The organism is Streptomyces sp. NPDC052114 (genome assembly GCF_040680155.1).
Taxonomy (GTDB): domain Bacteria; phylum Actinomycetota; class Actinomycetes; order Streptomycetales; family Streptomycetaceae; genus Streptomyces.
Genome location: NZ_JBFAWC010000007.1, coordinates 64,246 through 82,135 on the forward strand (window position 1 = coordinate 64,246; position 17,890 = coordinate 82,135).

The 17,890-nt window shown below is 71.4% G+C and carries 17 protein-coding genes; 10 read left to right on the plus strand and 7 right to left on the minus strand.

Going from position 1 to position 17,890, the window contains the following annotated elements; translation table 11 throughout:
• Positions 1–7 precede the first annotated feature (7 nt).
• Complete coding sequence (locus AB0L89_RS17035) at positions 8–502, minus strand: SseB family protein (protein ID WP_365141248.1); 495 nt, start codon at positions 500–502, stop codon at positions 8–10.
• Positions 503–621: 119 nt separating this feature from the next.
• Between AB0L89_RS17035 and AB0L89_RS17040 the strand changes: the two genes are divergently transcribed.
• From AB0L89_RS17040 to AB0L89_RS17065, 6 genes are all read left to right on the plus strand, one after another.
• Positions 622–2,448 (plus strand): acyl-CoA dehydrogenase, encoded by a 1,827-nt coding sequence (locus AB0L89_RS17040; RefSeq protein WP_365141251.1) that lies wholly within the window; start codon positions 622–624, stop codon positions 2,446–2,448.
• A 233-nt stretch (positions 2,449–2,681) separates the two neighbouring features.
• The gene (locus AB0L89_RS17045; RefSeq protein WP_365141254.1) at positions 2,682–3,980 is read left to right on the plus strand and encodes a M18 family aminopeptidase; all 1,299 of its coding nucleotides are present in this window, start codon (positions 2,682–2,684) and stop codon (positions 3,978–3,980) included.
• A gap of 85 nt (positions 3,981–4,065) precedes the next feature.
• The gene (locus AB0L89_RS17050) at positions 4,066–4,290 is read left to right on the plus strand and encodes a DUF6458 family protein (RefSeq protein WP_365141257.1); all 225 of its coding nucleotides are present in this window, start codon (positions 4,066–4,068) and stop codon (positions 4,288–4,290) included.
• 205 nt (positions 4,291–4,495) lie between these two features.
• Entirely contained in the window at positions 4,496–6,442 is a 1,947-nt protein-coding gene (locus AB0L89_RS17055) for a BTAD domain-containing putative transcriptional regulator (protein WP_365141260.1), read from the plus strand.
• Between the two features lie 88 nt (positions 6,443–6,530).
• Positions 6,531–7,121: a DUF4232 domain-containing protein gene (locus tag AB0L89_RS17060; protein ID WP_365141263.1), complete on the plus strand. Its 591-nt coding sequence runs from the start codon at positions 6,531–6,533 to the stop codon at positions 7,119–7,121.
• A gap of 122 nt (positions 7,122–7,243) precedes the next feature.
• The gene (locus tag AB0L89_RS17065; protein WP_365141266.1) at positions 7,244–7,738 is read left to right on the plus strand and encodes an LURP-one-related family protein; all 495 of its coding nucleotides are present in this window, start codon (positions 7,244–7,246) and stop codon (positions 7,736–7,738) included.
• Between the two features lie 15 nt (positions 7,739–7,753).
• On the opposite strand, the gene AB0L89_RS17070 is transcribed toward AB0L89_RS17065, so the two are convergent.
• Positions 7,754–8,557, minus strand: a complete 804-nt coding sequence (locus AB0L89_RS17070) for a carbon-nitrogen family hydrolase (protein WP_365141269.1) — start codon at positions 8,555–8,557, stop codon at positions 7,754–7,756.
• Positions 8,558–8,693: 136 nt separating this feature from the next.
• Here AB0L89_RS17070 and AB0L89_RS17075 point away from each other — a divergent pair, with 136 nt between their 5' ends.
• Positions 8,694–9,518, plus strand: a complete 825-nt coding sequence (locus AB0L89_RS17075; protein WP_365141272.1) for a maleylpyruvate isomerase family mycothiol-dependent enzyme — start codon at positions 8,694–8,696, stop codon at positions 9,516–9,518.
• A 2-nt stretch (positions 9,519–9,520) separates the two neighbouring features.
• On the opposite strand, the gene AB0L89_RS17080 is transcribed toward AB0L89_RS17075, so the two are convergent.
• Both AB0L89_RS17080 and AB0L89_RS17085 read right to left on the minus strand, forming a co-directional pair.
• Positions 9,521–10,828 (minus strand): MFS transporter, encoded by a 1,308-nt coding sequence (locus AB0L89_RS17080; protein WP_365141275.1) that lies wholly within the window; start codon positions 10,826–10,828, stop codon positions 9,521–9,523.
• Positions 10,825–11,487: a GntR family transcriptional regulator gene (locus AB0L89_RS17085; protein ID WP_365141278.1), complete on the minus strand. Its 663-nt coding sequence runs from the start codon at positions 11,485–11,487 to the stop codon at positions 10,825–10,827. The genes AB0L89_RS17080 and AB0L89_RS17085 overlap by 4 nt, the downstream gene beginning before the upstream one ends.
• Positions 11,488–11,645: 158 nt before the next feature.
• Here AB0L89_RS17085 and AB0L89_RS17090 point away from each other — a divergent pair, with 158 nt between their 5' ends.
• Positions 11,646–12,539 (plus strand): D-alanyl-D-alanine carboxypeptidase, encoded by an 894-nt coding sequence (locus tag AB0L89_RS17090; RefSeq protein WP_365141281.1) that lies wholly within the window; start codon positions 11,646–11,648, stop codon positions 12,537–12,539.
• Between the two features lie 71 nt (positions 12,540–12,610).
• Here the strand turns inward: AB0L89_RS17090 and AB0L89_RS17095 are convergent, their stop codons facing one another.
• Genes AB0L89_RS17095 through pdhA form a run of 3 tightly spaced genes read right to left on the minus strand, consistent with a single transcriptional unit; the run spans position 12,611 to position 16,247 of the window.
• Entirely contained in the window at positions 12,611–14,074 is a 1,464-nt protein-coding gene (locus tag AB0L89_RS17095) for a dihydrolipoamide acetyltransferase family protein (RefSeq protein WP_365141284.1), read from the minus strand.
• Positions 14,075–14,085: 11 nt separating this feature from the next.
• Positions 14,086–15,066 carry an alpha-ketoacid dehydrogenase subunit beta gene (locus AB0L89_RS17100; protein WP_365141287.1) on the minus strand — a complete coding sequence of 327 codons (981 nt, stop codon included), beginning with the start codon at positions 15,064–15,066 and terminating at the stop codon, positions 14,086–14,088.
• 2 nt (positions 15,067–15,068) lie between these two features.
• Positions 15,069–16,247 (minus strand): pyruvate dehydrogenase (acetyl-transferring) E1 component subunit alpha, encoded by a 1,179-nt coding sequence (gene pdhA, locus AB0L89_RS17105; protein WP_365141290.1) that lies wholly within the window; start codon positions 16,245–16,247, stop codon positions 15,069–15,071.
• A 382-nt stretch (positions 16,248–16,629) separates the two neighbouring features.
• On the opposite strand from pdhA, the gene AB0L89_RS17110 reads away from it, so the two are divergent.
• Positions 16,630–17,292 (plus strand): response regulator transcription factor, encoded by a 663-nt coding sequence (locus AB0L89_RS17110; protein ID WP_365141292.1) that lies wholly within the window; start codon positions 16,630–16,632, stop codon positions 17,290–17,292.
• A 159-nt stretch (positions 17,293–17,451) separates the two neighbouring features.
• Positions 17,452–17,874: a pyridoxamine 5'-phosphate oxidase family protein gene (locus AB0L89_RS17115; RefSeq protein WP_365141295.1), complete on the plus strand. Its 423-nt coding sequence runs from the start codon at positions 17,452–17,454 to the stop codon at positions 17,872–17,874.
• The last annotated feature ends 16 nt before the right edge of the window (positions 17,875–17,890 follow it).

The following is a 17,890-nucleotide window of genomic DNA, read 5'->3' on the forward strand; positions in this document are numbered from 1 at the left end:
TCAGGCCTCAGCCATACATGCGGCGCATGGCGAAGTCGACCATCTGCTCCACGGCCTTCGCGTCGAAGACCATGCGGTGCTCGCCCTCCATGTCCAGGACGAAGCCGTACCCCGTCGGCAGCAGGTCGATGACCTCCGCGCCGGTGATCACGAAGTACTTGGAGTCCTTGCCCGCGTACCGGCGCAGCTCCTTGAGGGAGGTGAACATCGGGATCACGGGCTGCTGGGTGTTGTGCAGCGCGAGGAAGCCGGGGTTGTCGCCCCGGGGGCAGTAGACCTTGGAGGTCGCGAACGCCTGCTGGAAGTCCTCCGCCGACATCGAGCCGGTGGTGAAGGCGCGCACCGCGTCCGCCAGGGACGGGGGCGAGGGCTCGGGGTAGAGCGGGGGCTGCTGGCCGTACCCGCCGGGCATGCCCTGGGACTGCTGCTGTTGCGGCGGCGGCTGCGCCCCCGGCGGTGCGTACTGCTGCTGGGCGCCGGGGTTCTGGCCGTATCCGTACATGCCCGCAAGAGTACTGAGTCACAGATGACCCATTAGGGGTTGCTTCTTATTACCGACGGGTAGCATCATCGTAGGCGCTTGCTGATACTCATCCCTTTCCTGCTTACGGAGCCTTCGCCATGGGCCACTACAAGTCGAATCTCCGCGACATCGAGTTCAACCTCTTCGAGGTGCTCGGCCGCGACAAGCTGTACGGCACCGGCCCGTTCGCGGAGATGGACGTCGACACCGCCAAGAGCATCCTCGACGAGCTGCGCCGCCTCGCGGAGAACGAGCTGGCCGAGTCCTACGAGGACGCCGACCGCAACCCGCCGGTCTTCGACCCGGCGACCAACACCGCCCCGGTCCCCGCGACGTTCAAGAAGAGCTACCAGGCCTTCATGGACTCCGAGTACTGGCGCCTCGGCCTGCCCGAGGAGATCGGCGGCACCACCTCGCCGCGCTCCCTGATCTGGGGCTACGCGGAGCTGCTGCTCGGCGCCAACCCGGCCGTGTGGATGTACTCCTCCGGCCCGGCCTTCGCCGGCATCCTCTTCGAGGAGGGCAACGAGGCGCAGAAGAAGGTCGCCGCCATCGCCGTCGAGAAGCAGTGGGGCTCGACGATGGTCCTCACCGAGCCCGACGCGGGCTCGGACGTCGGCGCGGGCCGCACCAAGGCCGTGCAGCAGGAGGACGGCTCCTGGCACATCGAGGGCGTGAAGCGCTTCATCACGTCCGGCGAGCACGACATGTCGGAGAACATCCTCCACTATGTCCTCGCCCGCCCCGAGGGCCACGGCCCCGGCACCAAGGGCCTCTCCCTCTTCCTCGTACCGAAGTACGAGTTCGACTGGGAGACCGGCGAGCTGGGCGAGCGCAACGGCGCGTACGCGACGAACGTCGAGCACAAGATGGGCCTCAAGGCCTCCAACACGTGCGAGATGACCTTCGGCGACCAGCACCCCGCCAAGGGCTGGCTGATCGGCGACAAGCACGACGGCATCCGCCAGATGTTCCGCATCATCGAGTTCGCCCGCATGATGGTCGGCACGAAGGCGATCGCGGCGCTCTCCACGGGCTACCTGAACGCCCTGGAGTACGCCAAGGAGCGCGTGCAGGGCCCCGACCTCGCGCAGTTCATGGACAAGACCGCGCCGAAGGTGACGATCACCCACCACCCGGACGTGCGCCGCTCGCTGATGACGCAGAAGGCGTACGCGGAGGGCATGCGCGCGCTCGTGCTGCACACCGCGGCGGTCCAGGACGACATCCAGGTCAAGGAGGCCGCCGGCGAGGACGCGTCCGCGCTGCACGCCCTCAACGACCTGCTCCTGCCCATCGTGAAGGGCTACGGCTCGGAGAAGTCGTACGAGCAGCTGGCGCAGTCGCTCCAGACGTTCGGCGGCTCGGGGTACCTCCAGGAGTACCCGATCGAGCAGTACATCCGGGACGCCAAGATCGACACCCTCTACGAGGGCACCACCGCGATCCAGGGCCAGGACTACTTCTTCCGGAAGATCGTCCGCAACCAGGGCGCCGCGCTCAACGGCCTCGCCGAGGAGATCAAGAAGTTCCTCGCGGTCGGCACGGGCGGCGAGGCCCTCGCCGGCGCCCGCGAGGAGCTGGCCAAGGCCGCGGTCGAGCTGGAGGCCATCGTCGGCGTCATGCTGACCGACCTCGCGGCGACCGAGAAGGACGTGAAGTCCATCTACAAGGTGGGCCTGAACACCACGCGTCTGCTGATGGCCTCGGGCGACGTCGTCGTCGGCTACCTGCTGCTGCGCGGTGCCGCCGTCGCCGCCGAGAAGCTGGAGACCGCCTCCGCCAAGGACAAGGCGTTCTACGAGGGCAAGATCGCCGCGGCCAAGTTCTTCGCCGTGAACGTCCTCCCGGGCGTCGCGAACGAGCGCAGGCTCGCCGAGGCCGTGGACCTGGACCTGATGGAGCTGGACGAGGCCGCGTTCTAGTCCGACGACGGGGCCCACGAGGGCCCCTCCCGCACCACACCACGATGCCGCCACCCGGTCCTGCCGGGTGGCGGCATCGTGGTACTCACGGGGGCCGGTCCTGCGGGGGCCGCCCCACAACACCGCCGTGCTCCCGGCCGTTCCGTGCTGCCCCCGGGCAGGCGTGCGCTGGGGGCGCGCGGAGCGGTGGGAACGCTGGGATGGCCGGACGGCGGCGCCATTAGGCTGACGGCATGCGCACATCCTCCGGCCCCTTCGACCGCGGCCACACCGAAGACCTCATGTCCTTCCTGGCGGCGAGCCCCTCGCCGTACCACGCCGTGGCGAGCGCCGCCGAGCGGCTGGAGAAGGCCGGGTTCCGGCAGGTCGAGGAGACCGACGCCTGGGACGGCACGGCCGGCGGGAAGTACGTCCTGCGGGGCGGCGCCATCGTCGCCTGGTACGTCCCCGAGGGCGCCGCCGCGCACACCCCCTTCCGCATCGTCGGCGCGCACACCGACTCCCCGAACCTGCGCGTGAAGCCGCGGCCCGACGCCGGCGCCCACGGCTGGCGCCAGGTAGCCGTCGAGATCTACGGCGGCCCGCTGCTCAACTCCTGGCTCGACCGGGACCTCGGCCTCGCCGGCCGCCTCACCCTGCGCGACGGCACCTCGCGGCTCGTGAACGTCGACCGGCCGCTGCTGCGCGTCCCCCAGCTCGCCATCCACATGGACCGCTCGGTCCACACCGACGGGCTCAAGCTGGACAAGCAGAAGCACATGCAGCCCATCTGGGGCCTGGGCGACGACGTCCACGAGGGCGACCTCATCCGCTTCCTGGAGGAGGAGAGCGGCCTCGACGAGGGCGACGTCACCGGCTGGGACCTGATGACGTACGCCATCGAGCCGCCCGCCTTCCTCGGCCGCGACCGCGAGCTGGTCGCGGGCCCCCGCATGGACAACCTCCTGTCCGTGCACTCCGCGACCGCCGCCCTCGCCGCCGTCGCCGGCCGGGACGACCTCCCCTACATCCCCGTGCTCGCCGCCTTCGACCACGAGGAGAACGGCTCGCAGTCCGACACCGGCGCCGACGGCCCGCTGCTGGGCGGCGTCCTGGAGCGGTCCGTGTTCGCGCGCGGCGGCTCCTACGAGGACCGGGCCCGCGCCTTCGCCGGGACCGTCTGCCTCTCCTCCGACACCGGCCACGCCGTCCACCCCAACTACGCCGAGCGCCACGACCCGACGCACCACCCGCGCGCCAACGGCGGCCCGATCCTCAAGGTGAACGTCAACAACCGCTACGCCACGGACGGTTCGGGGCGCGCGGTGTTCGCCGCGGCCTGCGAGAAGGCGGGCGTGCCCTTCCAGTCGTTCGTCTCCAACAACGCGATGCCGTGCGGCACGACGATCGGCCCGATCACGGCGGCGCGGCACGGCATCAAGACCGTCGACATCGGCGTCGCGATCCTGTCCATGCACAGCGTCCGCGAGCTGTGCGGCGCGGACGACCCGCACATGCTGGCCAACGCGCTGGTGGCGTTCCTGGAGGGCTGAGGCCCTCCTCATTCCGCCCTGTGTGGCTGCGAGGTGCCCGGGTACTCGGGCACCTCGCAGCCACTACCTCAAGGAGGCGGTCTCCATGGGCCTGGGCGGATGCATCATCCTCATCGCCGTCGGCGCCATCCTGGCCTTCGCCACCGACTGGAAGACGGAAGGCCTCAACGTCACCGTCGCCGGGCTCGTCATGATGGCGGTCGGCATCATCGGGGTCGCCGCATTCACCAGCATCGCGCGGCGCAGGCGGGCGGTCCCGCCGGTCCAGACGACGGTGGTCGAGCCCGACCGCGACCGCCACGACTACTGACCCGCCGGGGCACCACCGGCCCGCCGGCGCACTGCCGACCCCCCGGGGCAGCGGGTCTGCCCCGGGGTCTGCCCTGCCGACGGGTGCCGCGCGAGGGCCGCGGCCCTATCCTCGATCCCTGTCGCATACACGTAGTACGCGCGGACACGTGGTCCGACCCGGGCACGTGGCACGCGCCGACAGGTGACGAAGGGGATGAAGCCGGGTGGAGTTCCGCCTGCTCGGGCCGGTGTCGGTCGCCGGGGGCAGCGGAACGGTTCCCCTGGGCCCCGCCAAACGCCGCAGCCTGCTCGCCGCGCTGCTGCTGCGCGCGGGCACGCCCGTCCCGGTGGACGCGCTCACCGAGGCGCTCTGGGACACCGAACCGCCGCTGCACGCCCGCACCGTCATCCAGGGCCACATATCCCGGCTCCGCGCGCTCCTGGCCGACGCGGGGCTCGACGCGTACGGGGTCGAACTCGCCACGCAGGGCCGGGCGTACGCGCTCCAGATGCCGGAGACGCTCCTCGACGCGCACCGCTTCGAGGACCTCGTCAGACTCGCCGGCCGCCAGCGGGACCCCGCCGACGCGGCACTCATGCTCCGCGAGGCGCTGGCGCTGTGGCACGGGCCCGCGCTGACCGGGACGGTGCCGACGGCGCCGCTGCAGGCCGCCGCGGCGGCGCTGGAGGAGACGCGGCTCGTCTCCGTGGAACAGCTGGCCGAGGCGTACGGGCGCCTCGACGAGCACGGACGTGCCGTGCGGCTGCTGCGGGCGCAGGTCGTCGAACACCCCCTGCGGGAGACGCTGGTGGCCGCGCTGGTCTCCGCCCTCTTCCGCGCGGGCCGCCAGTCCGAGGCGCTCGGCCTCTACCACCGGACCCGCCGCCGCCTCGCCGATGACCTCGGCGTCGACCCCGGCAGCGCGCTGCGCGCGGCGTACGAGTCCGTCCTCGCGAGCAGCGGCACCGACCACCCCGCCGTGCCGCCGGGCGGGCGCGGGCGCGTCCCCGCCGCCGCGGCCGTCCCCGCCGTCCCCGCCGTCCCCGCCGCCCCTGCCGTCAGCGGGCGTTCCGCACGGCGCGTGGGGCAGTCCCCGGTGCCGGGCGGCGAGGGCCGGGGCACCCGGCAGGACGGCCTGCCGAGGATGCCGCGGCTCCTGCCACGCGCCCCGAAGGGATTCCTCGGCCGCGCCGCCGAACTGGCCGACCTCGACCGGGCCACGGCCGACGCGAACGCCCCCCTCGCGGTCCTCACCGGCCCCGCCGGCGTGGGGAAGACCGCGCTCGCCGTCCACTGGGCCCACCACCGCGCCCGCCTCCACCCGGACGGACACCTCTTCGCCGACCTCAGGGGCCACGGCGGAGCCGAGCCCGCCGAACCCCACGCCGTCCTGCGGGAGTTCCTGCTCGTCCTCGGCGTCCCCGCGGCCCACGTCCCCACCTCCCCCGACACCGCCGCCGCCCTCTTCCGCACCCTCGTCGCCGACCGCCGCCTCCTCGTCGTCCTCGACAACGCCCGCGACTCCGCCCAGGTCAGGCCCCTGCTCCCGGGCGGCGTCCACTGCACCACCCTGGTCACGAGCCGCTTCCGCCCGGACGGCCTCGTCGCGTCGGACTGGGCCGTGCCCGTCCCGCTCGACGTGCTGGACGAGCGGGACGCGGTCCGGCTCCTCGTCCAGGGCCTCGGCCCCGGGACCGCGGACCCCGCCGCGGCCCGCCGGGTGGCCCGCCTCTGCGACGGACTGCCGCTCGCCCTGCGCATCGCCGCCGCCCGGCTCAGCGACCGGCGGCACTGGACCATGGCCGGCCTCGCCGCCGAACTCGCCGACGAGCAGCAGCGGCTGGCCCTGCTGTCCGCCGAGGACACCGGCGTCGCCGCCGCGCTGCACGGCTCCGTGGCACGGCTGCGCGAGGACGACGTCCGCCTGCTCGCCGCGCTCGGCCGGGGGCTCGCGCGGGAGACCGACGCGTACGCCGCCGGGGCGCTCGCGGGCATCCCCGTGGCCGCCGCCCGCGCGGGCCTCGACCGGCTCTCGGCCGCCCACCTGGTGCAGGAGGAGTCGCCGGGGCGCTACGCCCTGCACGATCTCGTCCGCCTCTTCGCCCGCGGCCTCGACGGACGCGACGTTAGTCAGGTGTTAGCGGAACGGCAGCGGCGGGCGGCACCCTGAATCCCGCAAGCCGATGACCACACCCGGCCGTGCCCGACCCCGCACGGCCACCGCACGACGGCGCCCGACCGCGCCGGGGGGACCCACGATGCGCACCGCTCTCCGCAGGACCACCGCTCCGGCGCTCGTCGCCGTCGCGGCGCTCTGCCTGTCGCTGGCCGCCTGTGACGGCGACGACGGCGCGGCGGACGGGGACCGGACGAGGGCCGCGTCCGGCGGTCCGGCCGCGCCGACCGCGTCGCAGGGCCCCACCGGCACCCCGGGCGAGGGCGACTGCCGGCTGGGCCGGATGACGGTCACCCTGGAAGAGACCGGCGGCGCGCTGCCCGCCGTGCTGCTCAAGGCCACCAACAGGAGCGGCGAGGCCTGCACCGTGCACGGCGCCCCGTTCGTCGCCGACACCACCGCGGGCACCGACCTGCGGACCATCGGGAGCCCGCCGCGCTCGGTCGTCCGCGTGGCGCCCGGCCGGTCCGCGTACGCGGCGATCGCCCTGGCCACCGGCGAGGGCGCCGAGGACCACCGCACGAAAACCGTCAACATCACGCTCGCCACCGAGGACGGCGAGGGCACCCGCGGCCACGCCGCGGTGCGCTCCCCCGGCCCCGTCGGCCTCGCGCTGAACACCGACTCGTCGGTCACGTACTGGCACACCACCGCGGCACGGGCCCAGCGGTAGGCCCGGCGGTTCCCAGGCCGCGGCCGGCCCGTGTCGACCACCCCCCAACGTGGCACGGGCCGGCCGCACTCTTGTCCGATGTGTGACGGTACGGGGTGGTCGTGGCGGGTAGTCATGGCGCCATGAGACTTCTCGTACGCGACCGCGTGCTCGGCATCGGCGACGACTACTGGATCGAGGACGACCAGGGCCGCAAGGTCTTCCTCGTCGACGGCAAGGCGATGCGCCTGCGCGACACCTTCGAGCTGAAGGACATGCAGGGGCGCGTCCTCATCGACATCCACGCCAAGATGCTCGCCCTGCGCGACACGATGGTGATCGAGCGCGAGGGCGAACCACTGGCCAGGGTGAAGCGCAAACGGCTCTCCCTGCTGCGCAACCACTACCGCGTGGAGCTGGTCGACGGCACCGAACTGGACGTCAGCGGCAAGATCCTCGACCGCGAGTTCGCCATCGAGTACGACGGGGAACTGCTCGCCGACATCTCGCGCCGCTGGTTCCGCGTGCGCGAGACGTACGGCCTGCACGTCGTGCGCGAGGACGCCGACCCCGCGCTGCTGCTCGCCGTCGCGGTCTGCGTGATCCGGCTCGCGGAGAAGGAGCGCGGCGAGGACTGAACGGCCCGGGGCCCTTCAGCGGCGCGGCGCGGGCGACCCCAGCAGGCGGTCCTTGAGCGCGGGGAACTGCTCCCGGGTGGCCGCGACCTTCGCCGGGTCGAGGTCGACGGTGAGGACCTCGTCGCCGTCGCCCGCCTCCGCGAGCACCTCGCCCCAGGGGTCGACGACGACGCTGTGCCCGGCCTGCGGGACGCCCGCGTGCGTGCCGCCGGTGCCGCACGCCAGGACGTACACCTGGTCCTCGACCGCACGGGCGCGGGCGAGGAGCAGCCAGTGCTCGCGCCGCCGCGCGGGCCAGCCGGCCGGCACCACGAACATCTCGGCGCCCGCGTCGACGAGCCCCCGGAACAGCTCGGGGAAACGCAGGTCGTAGCAGGTCGCGAGGCCCAGGACGGTGTCCGGCGTGCGCACGGTCGCCAGCTCGGAACCGGCCGCCATCAGGACGGCCTCGCCCTTGTCGAAGCCGAAGCGGTGGATCTTGCGGTAGGCGGCGGCGAGTTCACCGTCGGGGGAGAAGACGAGCGAGGTGTTGTAGAGGGGCCCTTCGGGGTCGCGCTCGGGGATCGAGCCCGCGTGCAGCCAGACGCCGGCGTCGCTCGCGGCCTTCGCCATCGCCTCGTACGTCGGGCCCTCCAGCGGCTCGGCCTCGGTCGCGAAGGACTCGTAGCCGAAGGCTCCGGTGGTCCACAGTTCGGGCAGGACGATCAGGCCGGATCCCTCCCGTTCGGCGACTTCGCGCACCAGCGAAGAGACGCGCGACCGACGGGAATTGACCGATTCGCCCTCGTCTACGGCGATCTGGATCAGAGAGGCGCGCACACTACCACCGTCCTGGCATTCGAGCCGTCAACACAGGCCTACGATCGTCACACGAAAGCACTGCCGGGGTGCCTGCGGGCAGCGTAACTTAGCCATTCAGACACCCACCGCCCGCGTACGACCGCCGAGGGGTCCCGTGAGTCTCCATCCCAGCCTGCAAACCTACGCCGACGCCTGGACCCACTCAGTGGAAGCGATATCCGAGCTGGTGTCACCACTGGCCGAGGGAGAGTGGAACTGGGCCACGCCCTGCCCCGGCTGGTCGGTGCGGGACATCGTCTCGCACGTCATCGGCCTGGACTGCGAGATGCTGGGCGACCCCCGCCCGATCCACACGCTGCCCCGCGACCTCTACCACGTGCAGACCGAGGGCCAGCGGTACATGGAGATGCAGGTCGACGTGCGGCGCCACCACACCGCGCCGGAGATGACCTCGGAGCTGGAGTACACGATCATCCGCCGCTCGCGGCAGCTGCGGAACGAGTCACGGGACCCCGACACCAAGCTCCGCGGCCCCCTCGGCACCGAGCAGACCCTCGAACTGGCCATGCGGCTGAGGGCGTTCGACGTCTGGGCCCATGAGCAGGACCTGCGCACCACGCTGCGCAAGCCGGGCAACCTCGACTCCCCCGGCGCGTACGTCGCCCGCGACCTGCTGCTGCTCGGGCTCCCGAAGGTGGTCGCCAAGAAGGCGGGCGCGCCCGCGAACTCGGCGGTCGTCTTCGACGTGAGCGGGCCCGTCGAGTTCCTGCGCACGGTCCGCGTGGACGCCGAGGGCAAGGGCACCGTCGACAACGCGCCCTCGCTGGGCCCGCTCGCCACCATCGCGCTGGACTGGGAGGCGTACTTCCGGCTCGCGTGCGGCCGGATCACGTACGCCTCCGTCGCCGACCGGATCAAGGTCGAGGGCGACCAGGAGCTGGCGGAGGCGATCCTGCGGGAGTTCGCGGTCACGCCGTAGCGTCACGCCGGCACGTGCACCGCCTCGACGCGGCTGGCGACCAGCCGCTCCTGCTCGCGCCGGACCGCGCGGGTCCGCAGCCGCAGGATCTGGCTGAGTCCGAGCAGTTCGAGCACGAAGACCGCGGAGAAGGCGATCCGGTAGTTGTCGCCGGTCGCGTCGAGCAGCACGCCGATCGCGAACAGCGTCGTCATGGAGGCGACGAAGCCGCCCATGTTGGTGATGCCCGACGCCGTGCCCTGGCGCTCCGGCGGGTTGGCGGGCCGCGCGAAGTCGAAGCCGATCATGGACGCGGGGCCGCAGGCGCCGAGCACGGCGCACAGGACGATCAGCAGCCACATCGGGGCGTGGTCGCCGGGGTAGGCGAGGGTGGCGCCCCAGACCGCGGCCGTCGCCCCGATCGTGCCGAGCGCCAGCGGGAGGCGCGCGGCGTGGTGCCGGGCCACGATCTGGCCGTAGACCAGGCCGATCACCATGTTGGACAGCACGACCAGGGTGAGCAGTTCACCGGCCGTCGCGCGCGAGAGTCCCTGCGCCTCGACGAGGAACGGCAGCCCCCACAGCAGCAGGAACACCATCGCGGGGAACTGCGTGGTGAAGTGCACCCACAGCCCGAGCCGGGTGCCGGGCTCCCGCCAGGACAGGGCGATCTGCTTGCGCACGAAGGCCCCTCCGGTGTGCGCCGCCGGCTCCGGCTCATGGCCCTCGGGGTGGTCCTTCAGGAACAGCGCGAGCAGGACGAGGACGACGACACCGCACAGCGCGCTGCCCGCGAACGCCGCGGTCCAGCCGACGGAGTGCAGCAGCCGGGCCAGGACCAGGGTCGAGACGAGGTTGCCCGCCATACCGACGAGCCCCGCGAGCTGGGCGACCAGCGGGCCGCGCCGGGCCGGGAACCAGCGGGTGCCGAGCCGCAGCACGCTGATGAACGTCAGCGCGTCGCCGCAGCCGAGCAGCGCGCGCGAGGCGAGCGCCATCGCGTACGTCGGGGAGAAGGCGAAGCCCAGCTGTCCGACCGTGAAGAGCACCACGCCGATGGTCAGCACCTTCTTGGTGCCGAGGCGGTCGACCATCAGGCCGACGGGTATCTGCATGCCCGCGTACACGAGCAGCTGGAGTATGGAGAAGGTCGACAGCGCGGAGGCGTTGACGTGGAACCGGTCGGCGGCGTCGAGCCCGGCGACGCCGAGGGACGTGCGGAAGATGACGGCCACGAAGTAGACGGCGACGCCGATCGACCAGACGAGGACGGCCTTCCTGCCGCCGGGCGGATCGCCGGGCAGGGAGACGGCGGGGGAGGCGGAGCTCACCGCACCTCACCCCGCGCCAGGTTCTGGAACCAGCCGACGTGCCGGGTGACCACGGCGACCGCCGCGTCCGCGTCGCCCGCGCGGAGCGCGGCGAGGATCTCCTCGTGCTCGGCGAGCGTCTTGGCGATCCGGTCGGGGTGCGAGTGCATCACGGCGACGCCCATCCGCAGCTGCCGGTCGCGCAGCTGGTCGTAGAGGCGCGAGAGGATCTCGTTGCCGCCGCTGCGCACGATCGCCGCGTGGAAGCAGCGGTCGGTGACGGCGGCCGCCGCGAAGTCGCCCGCGGCGGCCTGCGTCCGCTGCTGTTCGAGGAGTTCCGCCAGTCGCTCGATCAGCCCGGCCGGCGCGGGCACCGCCTTGCGCACCGAGTGCGTCTCGACGAGCAGCCGGGTCTCGACGACGTCGGCGATCTCCTGCGCGGAGACGGGCAGCACCAGGGCGCCCTTCTTCGGGTAGAGCCGCAGCAGCCCCTCCACCTCCAGCTTGAGCAGCGCCTCGCGCACCGGTGTGCGGGACACCCCGACGGCCTCGGCGAGCTCGCCCTCGGTGAGCAGCGTGCCGCCCTCGTAGCGGCGCTCCAGGACGGCTTGCTTGACGTGCGCGTAGACCCGCTCGGCGGCGGGCGGCCGCTTGACGGCGGTGAGGGCTGTGGCTGGCATGCGCACAGCATAGATACAACACGTATACGCCGGAGCCCCCGTCCACATTGCGGGCACTTTTCGCGTACTCCGGCACATCCATTCACCCCCCTCACTCGTCTTATGTGTGAGCGGCACCCTCATGTCGCCGCAGCCCAGGGGCATTTGGAGCATTAATCTTGAAAACCGGCATCAAGGGCGTACGTCGCGCATCGGCCGTCATCGTCACCGCGAGCGCGATACTGGCCGGCGGCGTCCTCACCACCCCGGCCCACGCGGCCGCACCGCCGAAGCCGTCGATCACCGCCAAGGGCGGGTTCGTCATGAACAACGGCAGCGGCAAGACCCTCTTCACCAAGTCCGCGGACACCCGCCGGTCCACCGGCTCCACGACGAAGATAATGACGGCGCGCGTGGTGCTCGGCCAGCGGAACCTGAACCTGGACTCCAAGGTCACGGTCCAGAAGGCCTACAGCGACTACATCGTCAGGAACACCGCGTCGTCGGCGCGCCTGATCGTCGGCGACAAGGTCACCGTCCGTCAGCTCCTGTACGGGCTGATGCTTCCCTCGGGCTGCGACGCGGCGTACGCGCTCGCGGACAAGTTCGGCAAGGGGTCCACCCGCGCCGCCCGCGTGAAGAACTTCATCGGCCAGATGAACACGACGGCCAAGAACCTCAACCTGAAGAACACGCACTTCGACTCGTTCGACGGCATCGGCAACGGCAAGAACTACTCGACGCCGCGCGACCTGACGAAGCTCGCGAGCAACACGATGAAGTACTCCACGTTCCGCACGGTCGTGAAGACGAAGTCGACGAAGCAGAAGGTCACGACGAAGAGCGGCGGCTACCGCTACATGTCGTGGTCGAACACGAACGGCCTGCTCGGCACCTACCGCGGCGCCATCGGCGTGAAGACCGGCTCCGGCCCCGAGGCCAAGTACTGCCTCGTCTTCGCGGCGACCCGCAACGGCAAGACCGTCATCGGCACCGTCCTGACCTCCTCCTCCGCGGCCAACCGCACCACGGACGCGAAGAAGCTGATGGACTACGGCTTCAAGGTCGCCTGACCCGACGCCCACGACAGGAGGGGCCCACCGCACAGCGCGGTGGGCCCCTCCTTCCGTCGTACGGAGTGCGACTACGCCCAGGTCATGAGCCGCTTCGGCTGCTCAAGAACGGCCGCCACGTCGGCGAGCACCTTGGAGCCGAGCTCCCCGTCCACCAGGCGGTGGTCGAAGGAGAGCGCGAGCGTCGTCACCTGGCGCGGCTTGACCTTGCCCTTGTGGACCCACGGCTGGAGCTTGATCGCGCCGACCGCGAGGATCGCGGACTCGCCGGGATTGAGGATCGGCGTGCCCGTGTCGACGCCGAAGACGCCGACGTTCGTGATCGTGACCGTGCCGCCCTGCATGGCGGCGGGCGAGGTCTTGCCCGCGCGGGCCGTGGAGACCAGCTCACCGAGCGACTCGGCCAGTTCGGGCAGGGTCTTGTCGTGCGCGTCCTTGATGTTCGGCACGATCAGACCGCGCGGGGTGGCCGCGGCGATGCCCAGGTTCACGTAGTGCTTCTGGACGATCTCCTGGTTCGGCTCGTCCCAGGCGGCGTTGACGTCGGGGTTCCGCTTGATCGCCACGAGCAGGGCCTTGGAGATGAGCAGCAGCGGATTGACCCGCAGCCCCTCGAAGGCCTTGTCCTGCTTGAGCTCCTCGACCAGCTTCATCGTCCGCGTCACGTCGACCGTCACGAACTCCGTGACGTGCGGCGCCGTGAACGCCGAGCCGATCATCGCCTGCGCGGTGGCCTTGCGGACGCCCTTGACCGGGATGCGGGTCTCGCGGCCGTCCGTGCTCACCACGGGGGCGGGCGCGGAGACCGGGGCGGCGGCCGGCGCGGGCGCCTCGGTCACCACCGGCTCCGGCTGCGGGGCCGGGGCCACCGCCGCGTGCACGTCCTCGCGCGTGATGATCCCGTCGGGCCCGGACGGGGTGACCGTCGCGAGGTCCACGCCGAGGTCCTTGGCGAGCTTGCGCACCGGCGGCTTGGCGAGCGGGCGGGTGCCGTTGCCCGCGGGCTGGACCGCAGAGGGCTGGACCGCGGGGGCGCTCGTGCCGTTCAGCTCGGCCTGGACCGCTGCCGCGTAGTACGTCCCGGCGGGCGGCTGGTCGGCCTGCTCCGGCACGGACGTCTTGCGCGCGCGCCGCTTCGTCGAGGACTCGGCGACCCCGTACCCCACGAGGACGGGCTGGCGGCCCTCCCGGGCGGGCTCCTCCGCGGGCGCGGCGGGCTCGGCGGCGGGGGCCGCGGCCTCCTCGGCGGGGGCCGCGTCCGCGGGGGCGGCCCCACCGGACACGTCGACCGCGATGATCACCTGGCCGACGTCGACCGTGGTGCCCTCCGGGAACCGGAGCTCACGGACGACGCCGTTGAACGGAATGGGCAGTTCGACGGCCGCCTTGGCCGTCTCGACCTCGCACACGACCTGGCCGTCGGTGACCGTGTCACCGGGCTGGACGTACCACTTGAGGATCTCCGCCTCGGTGAGCCCTTCGCCCACGTCCGGCATCTTGAACTCGGCAAGAGCGGTGTCAGTCATCGTCGTCACGACCCTCTCCCTCAGTACGCCAGCGAGCGGTCGACGGCGTCGAGCACCCGGTCCAGACCCGGGAGGTACTCCTCCTCCAGGCGCGCCGGCGGATACGGCGCGTGATAGCCGCCGACCCGCAGCACGGGGGCCTCCAGGTGGTAGAAGCAGCGCTCGGTGATACGCGCCGCGATCTCCGCGCCCGTGCCCAGGAAGACCGGGGCCTCGTGGACCACGACCAGGCGGCGGGTCTTCTCCACCGAGGACTGCACCGCGTCGAAGTCGATCGGCGACATCGAGCGCAGGTCCAGGACCTCCAGGGACTTGCCCTCCTCCTCGGCGGCCGCGGCGGCCTCCAGGCAGACCTTCACCATCGGGCCGTACGCCGCGAGGGTCAGGTCGCTGCCCTCGCGGGCGACGACGGCCTTGTGCAGGGGGCCGGGGATGGCGTCCTTGTCGACCTCGCCCTTGTCCCAGTAGCGCCGCTTCGGCTCGAAGAAGATCACCGGGTCGTCGCTCTGGATGGCCTGCTGCATCATCCAGTAGGCGTCGGCCGAGTTCGAGGGAGAGACCACCTTGAGGCCCGCGACGTGCGCGAACAGCGTCTCGGGCGACTCGCTGTGGTGCTCGACGGCGCCGATGCCGCCGCCGTAGGGAATGCGGATGACGACCGGCATCTTGATCTTGCCGAGCGCGCGGGCGTGCATCTTCGCGAGCTGCGTGACGATCTGGTCGTACGCCGGGAAGACGAAGCCGTCGAACTGGATCTCCACCACCGGGCGGTAGCCCCGCAGGGCCAGGCCGATGGCGGTGCCGACGATGCCCGACTCGGCGAGCGGGGTGTCGATGACCCGGTCCTCGCCGAAGTCCTTCTGGAGCCCGTCCGTCACCCGGAAGACGCCGCCGAGCTTGCCGACGTCCTCACCCATGATCAGGACCTTGGGGTCGGTCTCCAGCGCGGTGCGCAGCGATTCGTTGATCGCCTTGGCGATGGGAAGCTTCTGGACAGCCATGGTTACTTGACCTCCCCGTCGGCGAACGAGGCCTGGTAGGCGGCGAACTGGGCCCGCTCCTCGTCGACGAGCGCGTGCCCGTCCGCGTAGACATTCTCGAAGATCGCCATCAGATCCGGATCCGGCATCGCCCGCACCACCTCTCGCACTCGCTTGCCCAACGCTTCGCTCTCGTCCTCGAGTTCCGCGAAGAATCCCTCATCCGCGTGACCTTCGGACTCCAGGTACGCCCGGAGCCGCAGGATCGGGTCCTTGGCCTCCCAGGCCTCCCGCTCCTCGTCCCTGCGGTACTTGGTGGGGTCGTCGGAGGTGGTGTGCGCGCCCATGCGGTAGGTGAACGCCTCGATGAGCGCGGGGCCCTCGCCCGAACGCGCCCGCTCCAGCGCCCACTTGGTGACGGCGAGCACGGCGAGCACGTCGTTGCCGTCGACCCGCACGCCCGGGAAGCCGTAGCCCTGCGCGCGCTGGAAGAGCGGCACCCGGGTCTGGCGCTCGGTGGGCTCGGAGATCGCCCACTGGTTGTTCTGGCAGAAGAACACGACCGGCGCGTTGTAGACCGCGGAGAAGGTGAACGACTCGGCCACGTCGCCCTGGCTGGAGGCACCGTCCCCGAAGTACGCGATCACGGCCGAGTCCGCGCCGTCCTTGGCCACGCCCATCGCGTAGCCGGTGGCGTGCAGGGTCTGCGAGCCGATGACGATCGTGTACAGGTGGAAGTTGTTGCTGTTCGGGTCCCAGCCGCCGTTGTTCACGCCGCGGAACATGCCGAGCAGGTTCGTCGGGTCCACCCCGCGGCACCAGGCGACGCCGTGCTCGCGGTAGGTGGGGAAGACGTAGTCGTCGTCGCGGGTGGCCCGGCCGGAGCCGATCTGGGCGGCCTCCTGGCCGAGCAGCGAGGCCCACAGGCCCAGCTCGCCCTGGCGCTGGAGGGCGGTGGCCTCGGCGTCGAAGCGGCGGGTGAGGACCATGTCGCGGTAGAGCCCGCGCAGTTCCTCGGCGGTGATGTCGGCGACGTACGCGTCGTACTCCGCGTTCTTGACCCGCTTGCCCTCGGGGGTCAGCAGCTGTACGAGTGCGGGCTCCGTGCTCTTCTGCGGCGCGGCCTTCTTGGCGCTTGCGCGCTTGCCGCCGCTCGTACTGCTACGGCGCGGTTTGCGCGCGGCGGTGCTCTCCACGGTCACGTGTGCTCCTCCGTCGGTCCGGCCCCCGGGGGTTACCGGGTAAGCCAGTGCGGCTCGCCTGGTCCGTGCCCGCGCACGGGGTGGGTGCGTTTCGGCCGGGAACAGGCGTGACAGGTGTCCCGGCGAACGCCCTGCACAAAGCACGTTACCCAGTGCTTCCCATTTCTGTGAAACCCCATCTGACCTGCGAATTTGCTTGGAAATCCAAGTACCTGACTGCTTGGATTTCCGAGTAAATCGAGAAAGTCGGGAACAGTTCCTGGTCACAGCACTGATCACAGCCTGGCAGGGGGCCGGAACACCGGCACGTTATCCCGGCCACCCCGGGCACGGGAAGGGTTCCGCTCAGGCACTCAAAGAGATCGTGTGTGAGACTGGCTCTGTGCGCGATGACGGAAAAATTACGGTTTTTCTCCTCGACGACCACGAGGTGGTCCGGCGTGGAGTCCATGAGCTGCTGTCCGTGGAGGCCGACATCGAGGTCGTCGGCGAGGCCGGCACCGCGGCGGACGCCCTGGTCAGGATCCCCGCGACCCGGCCGGACGTGGCCGTGCTCGACGTGCGGCTGCCGGACGGCAGCGGTGTCGAGGTGTGCCGCGAGATCCGCTCGCAGAACGAGGACATCAAGTGCCTGATGCTCACCTCGTTCGCCGACGACGAGGCGCTCTTCGACGCGATCATGGCCGGGGCCTCCGGCTATGTCCTCAAGGCCATCCGCGGCAATGAACTCCTCACGGCCGTGCGGGACGTGGCCGCCGGCAAGTCCCTGCTCGACCCCGTCGCCACGGCCCGGGTCCTGGAGCGGCTGCGCGACGGCAACAACGCCAAGGGCGACGACCGCCTGGCCAACCTCACCGACCAGGAGCGGAAGATCCTCGACCTGATCGGCGAGGGCCTGACCAACCGCGTGATCGGCGAGCGGCTGCACCTGGCGGAGAAGACGATCAAGAACTACGTCTCCAGCCTGCTCTCCAAGCTGGGCATGGAGCGCCGCTCGCAGGCCGCCGCGTACGTGGCGCGCATGCAGGCGGAGCGGCAGCACTGAGTCCGGAGGCGGGAGCGCGGCGCTGAGCCGCGAAGCGGGGCACCGGGGACGGGGCGGGTTCATGTCAGGAGTGGTCTAGGCCTGTGGGACTTACGTCCCCGTCTTCTGGGGGCGGGATCCCCTTTCCCGACGCCCCGTCGATGAACCAAGGTGGGTGCCATGCCCTCCGACGAACAGCTCGCCTTCGAACTGCTCAGCCGCACCGACTACGGCAGAGTGGCGACCAGCATGCGGGCGCTGCCCTTCCTCGCGGCGGCCCGTCACATCGTCGTCGACGGGAAGATCCTGCTGCGCATGCACAAGGGATACGGCTACCACCAGGCCTGCGTCGGCAGCGTCGTCGCGTACGGCGCGGACAACCTCAACGTGGCGAGCGCCCGCGACGGCCAGTGGACCGTCCAGCTCGTCGGCGTCTGCGAGGCGGTCGAGCCGACCACCGCGGAGCTGGAGCTCTTCGGTCCGGGCCCGCACTTCGTGGACGGCGAGCTCTTCGACCCGGTCTACCTGCGGATAGAGCCGCAGTTCGCCACGGTCCACACGCTGCGGGCGGGCCACGACCGCGCGTTGCAGCACATCCTGTAGCGCCCGTGACCGCGCG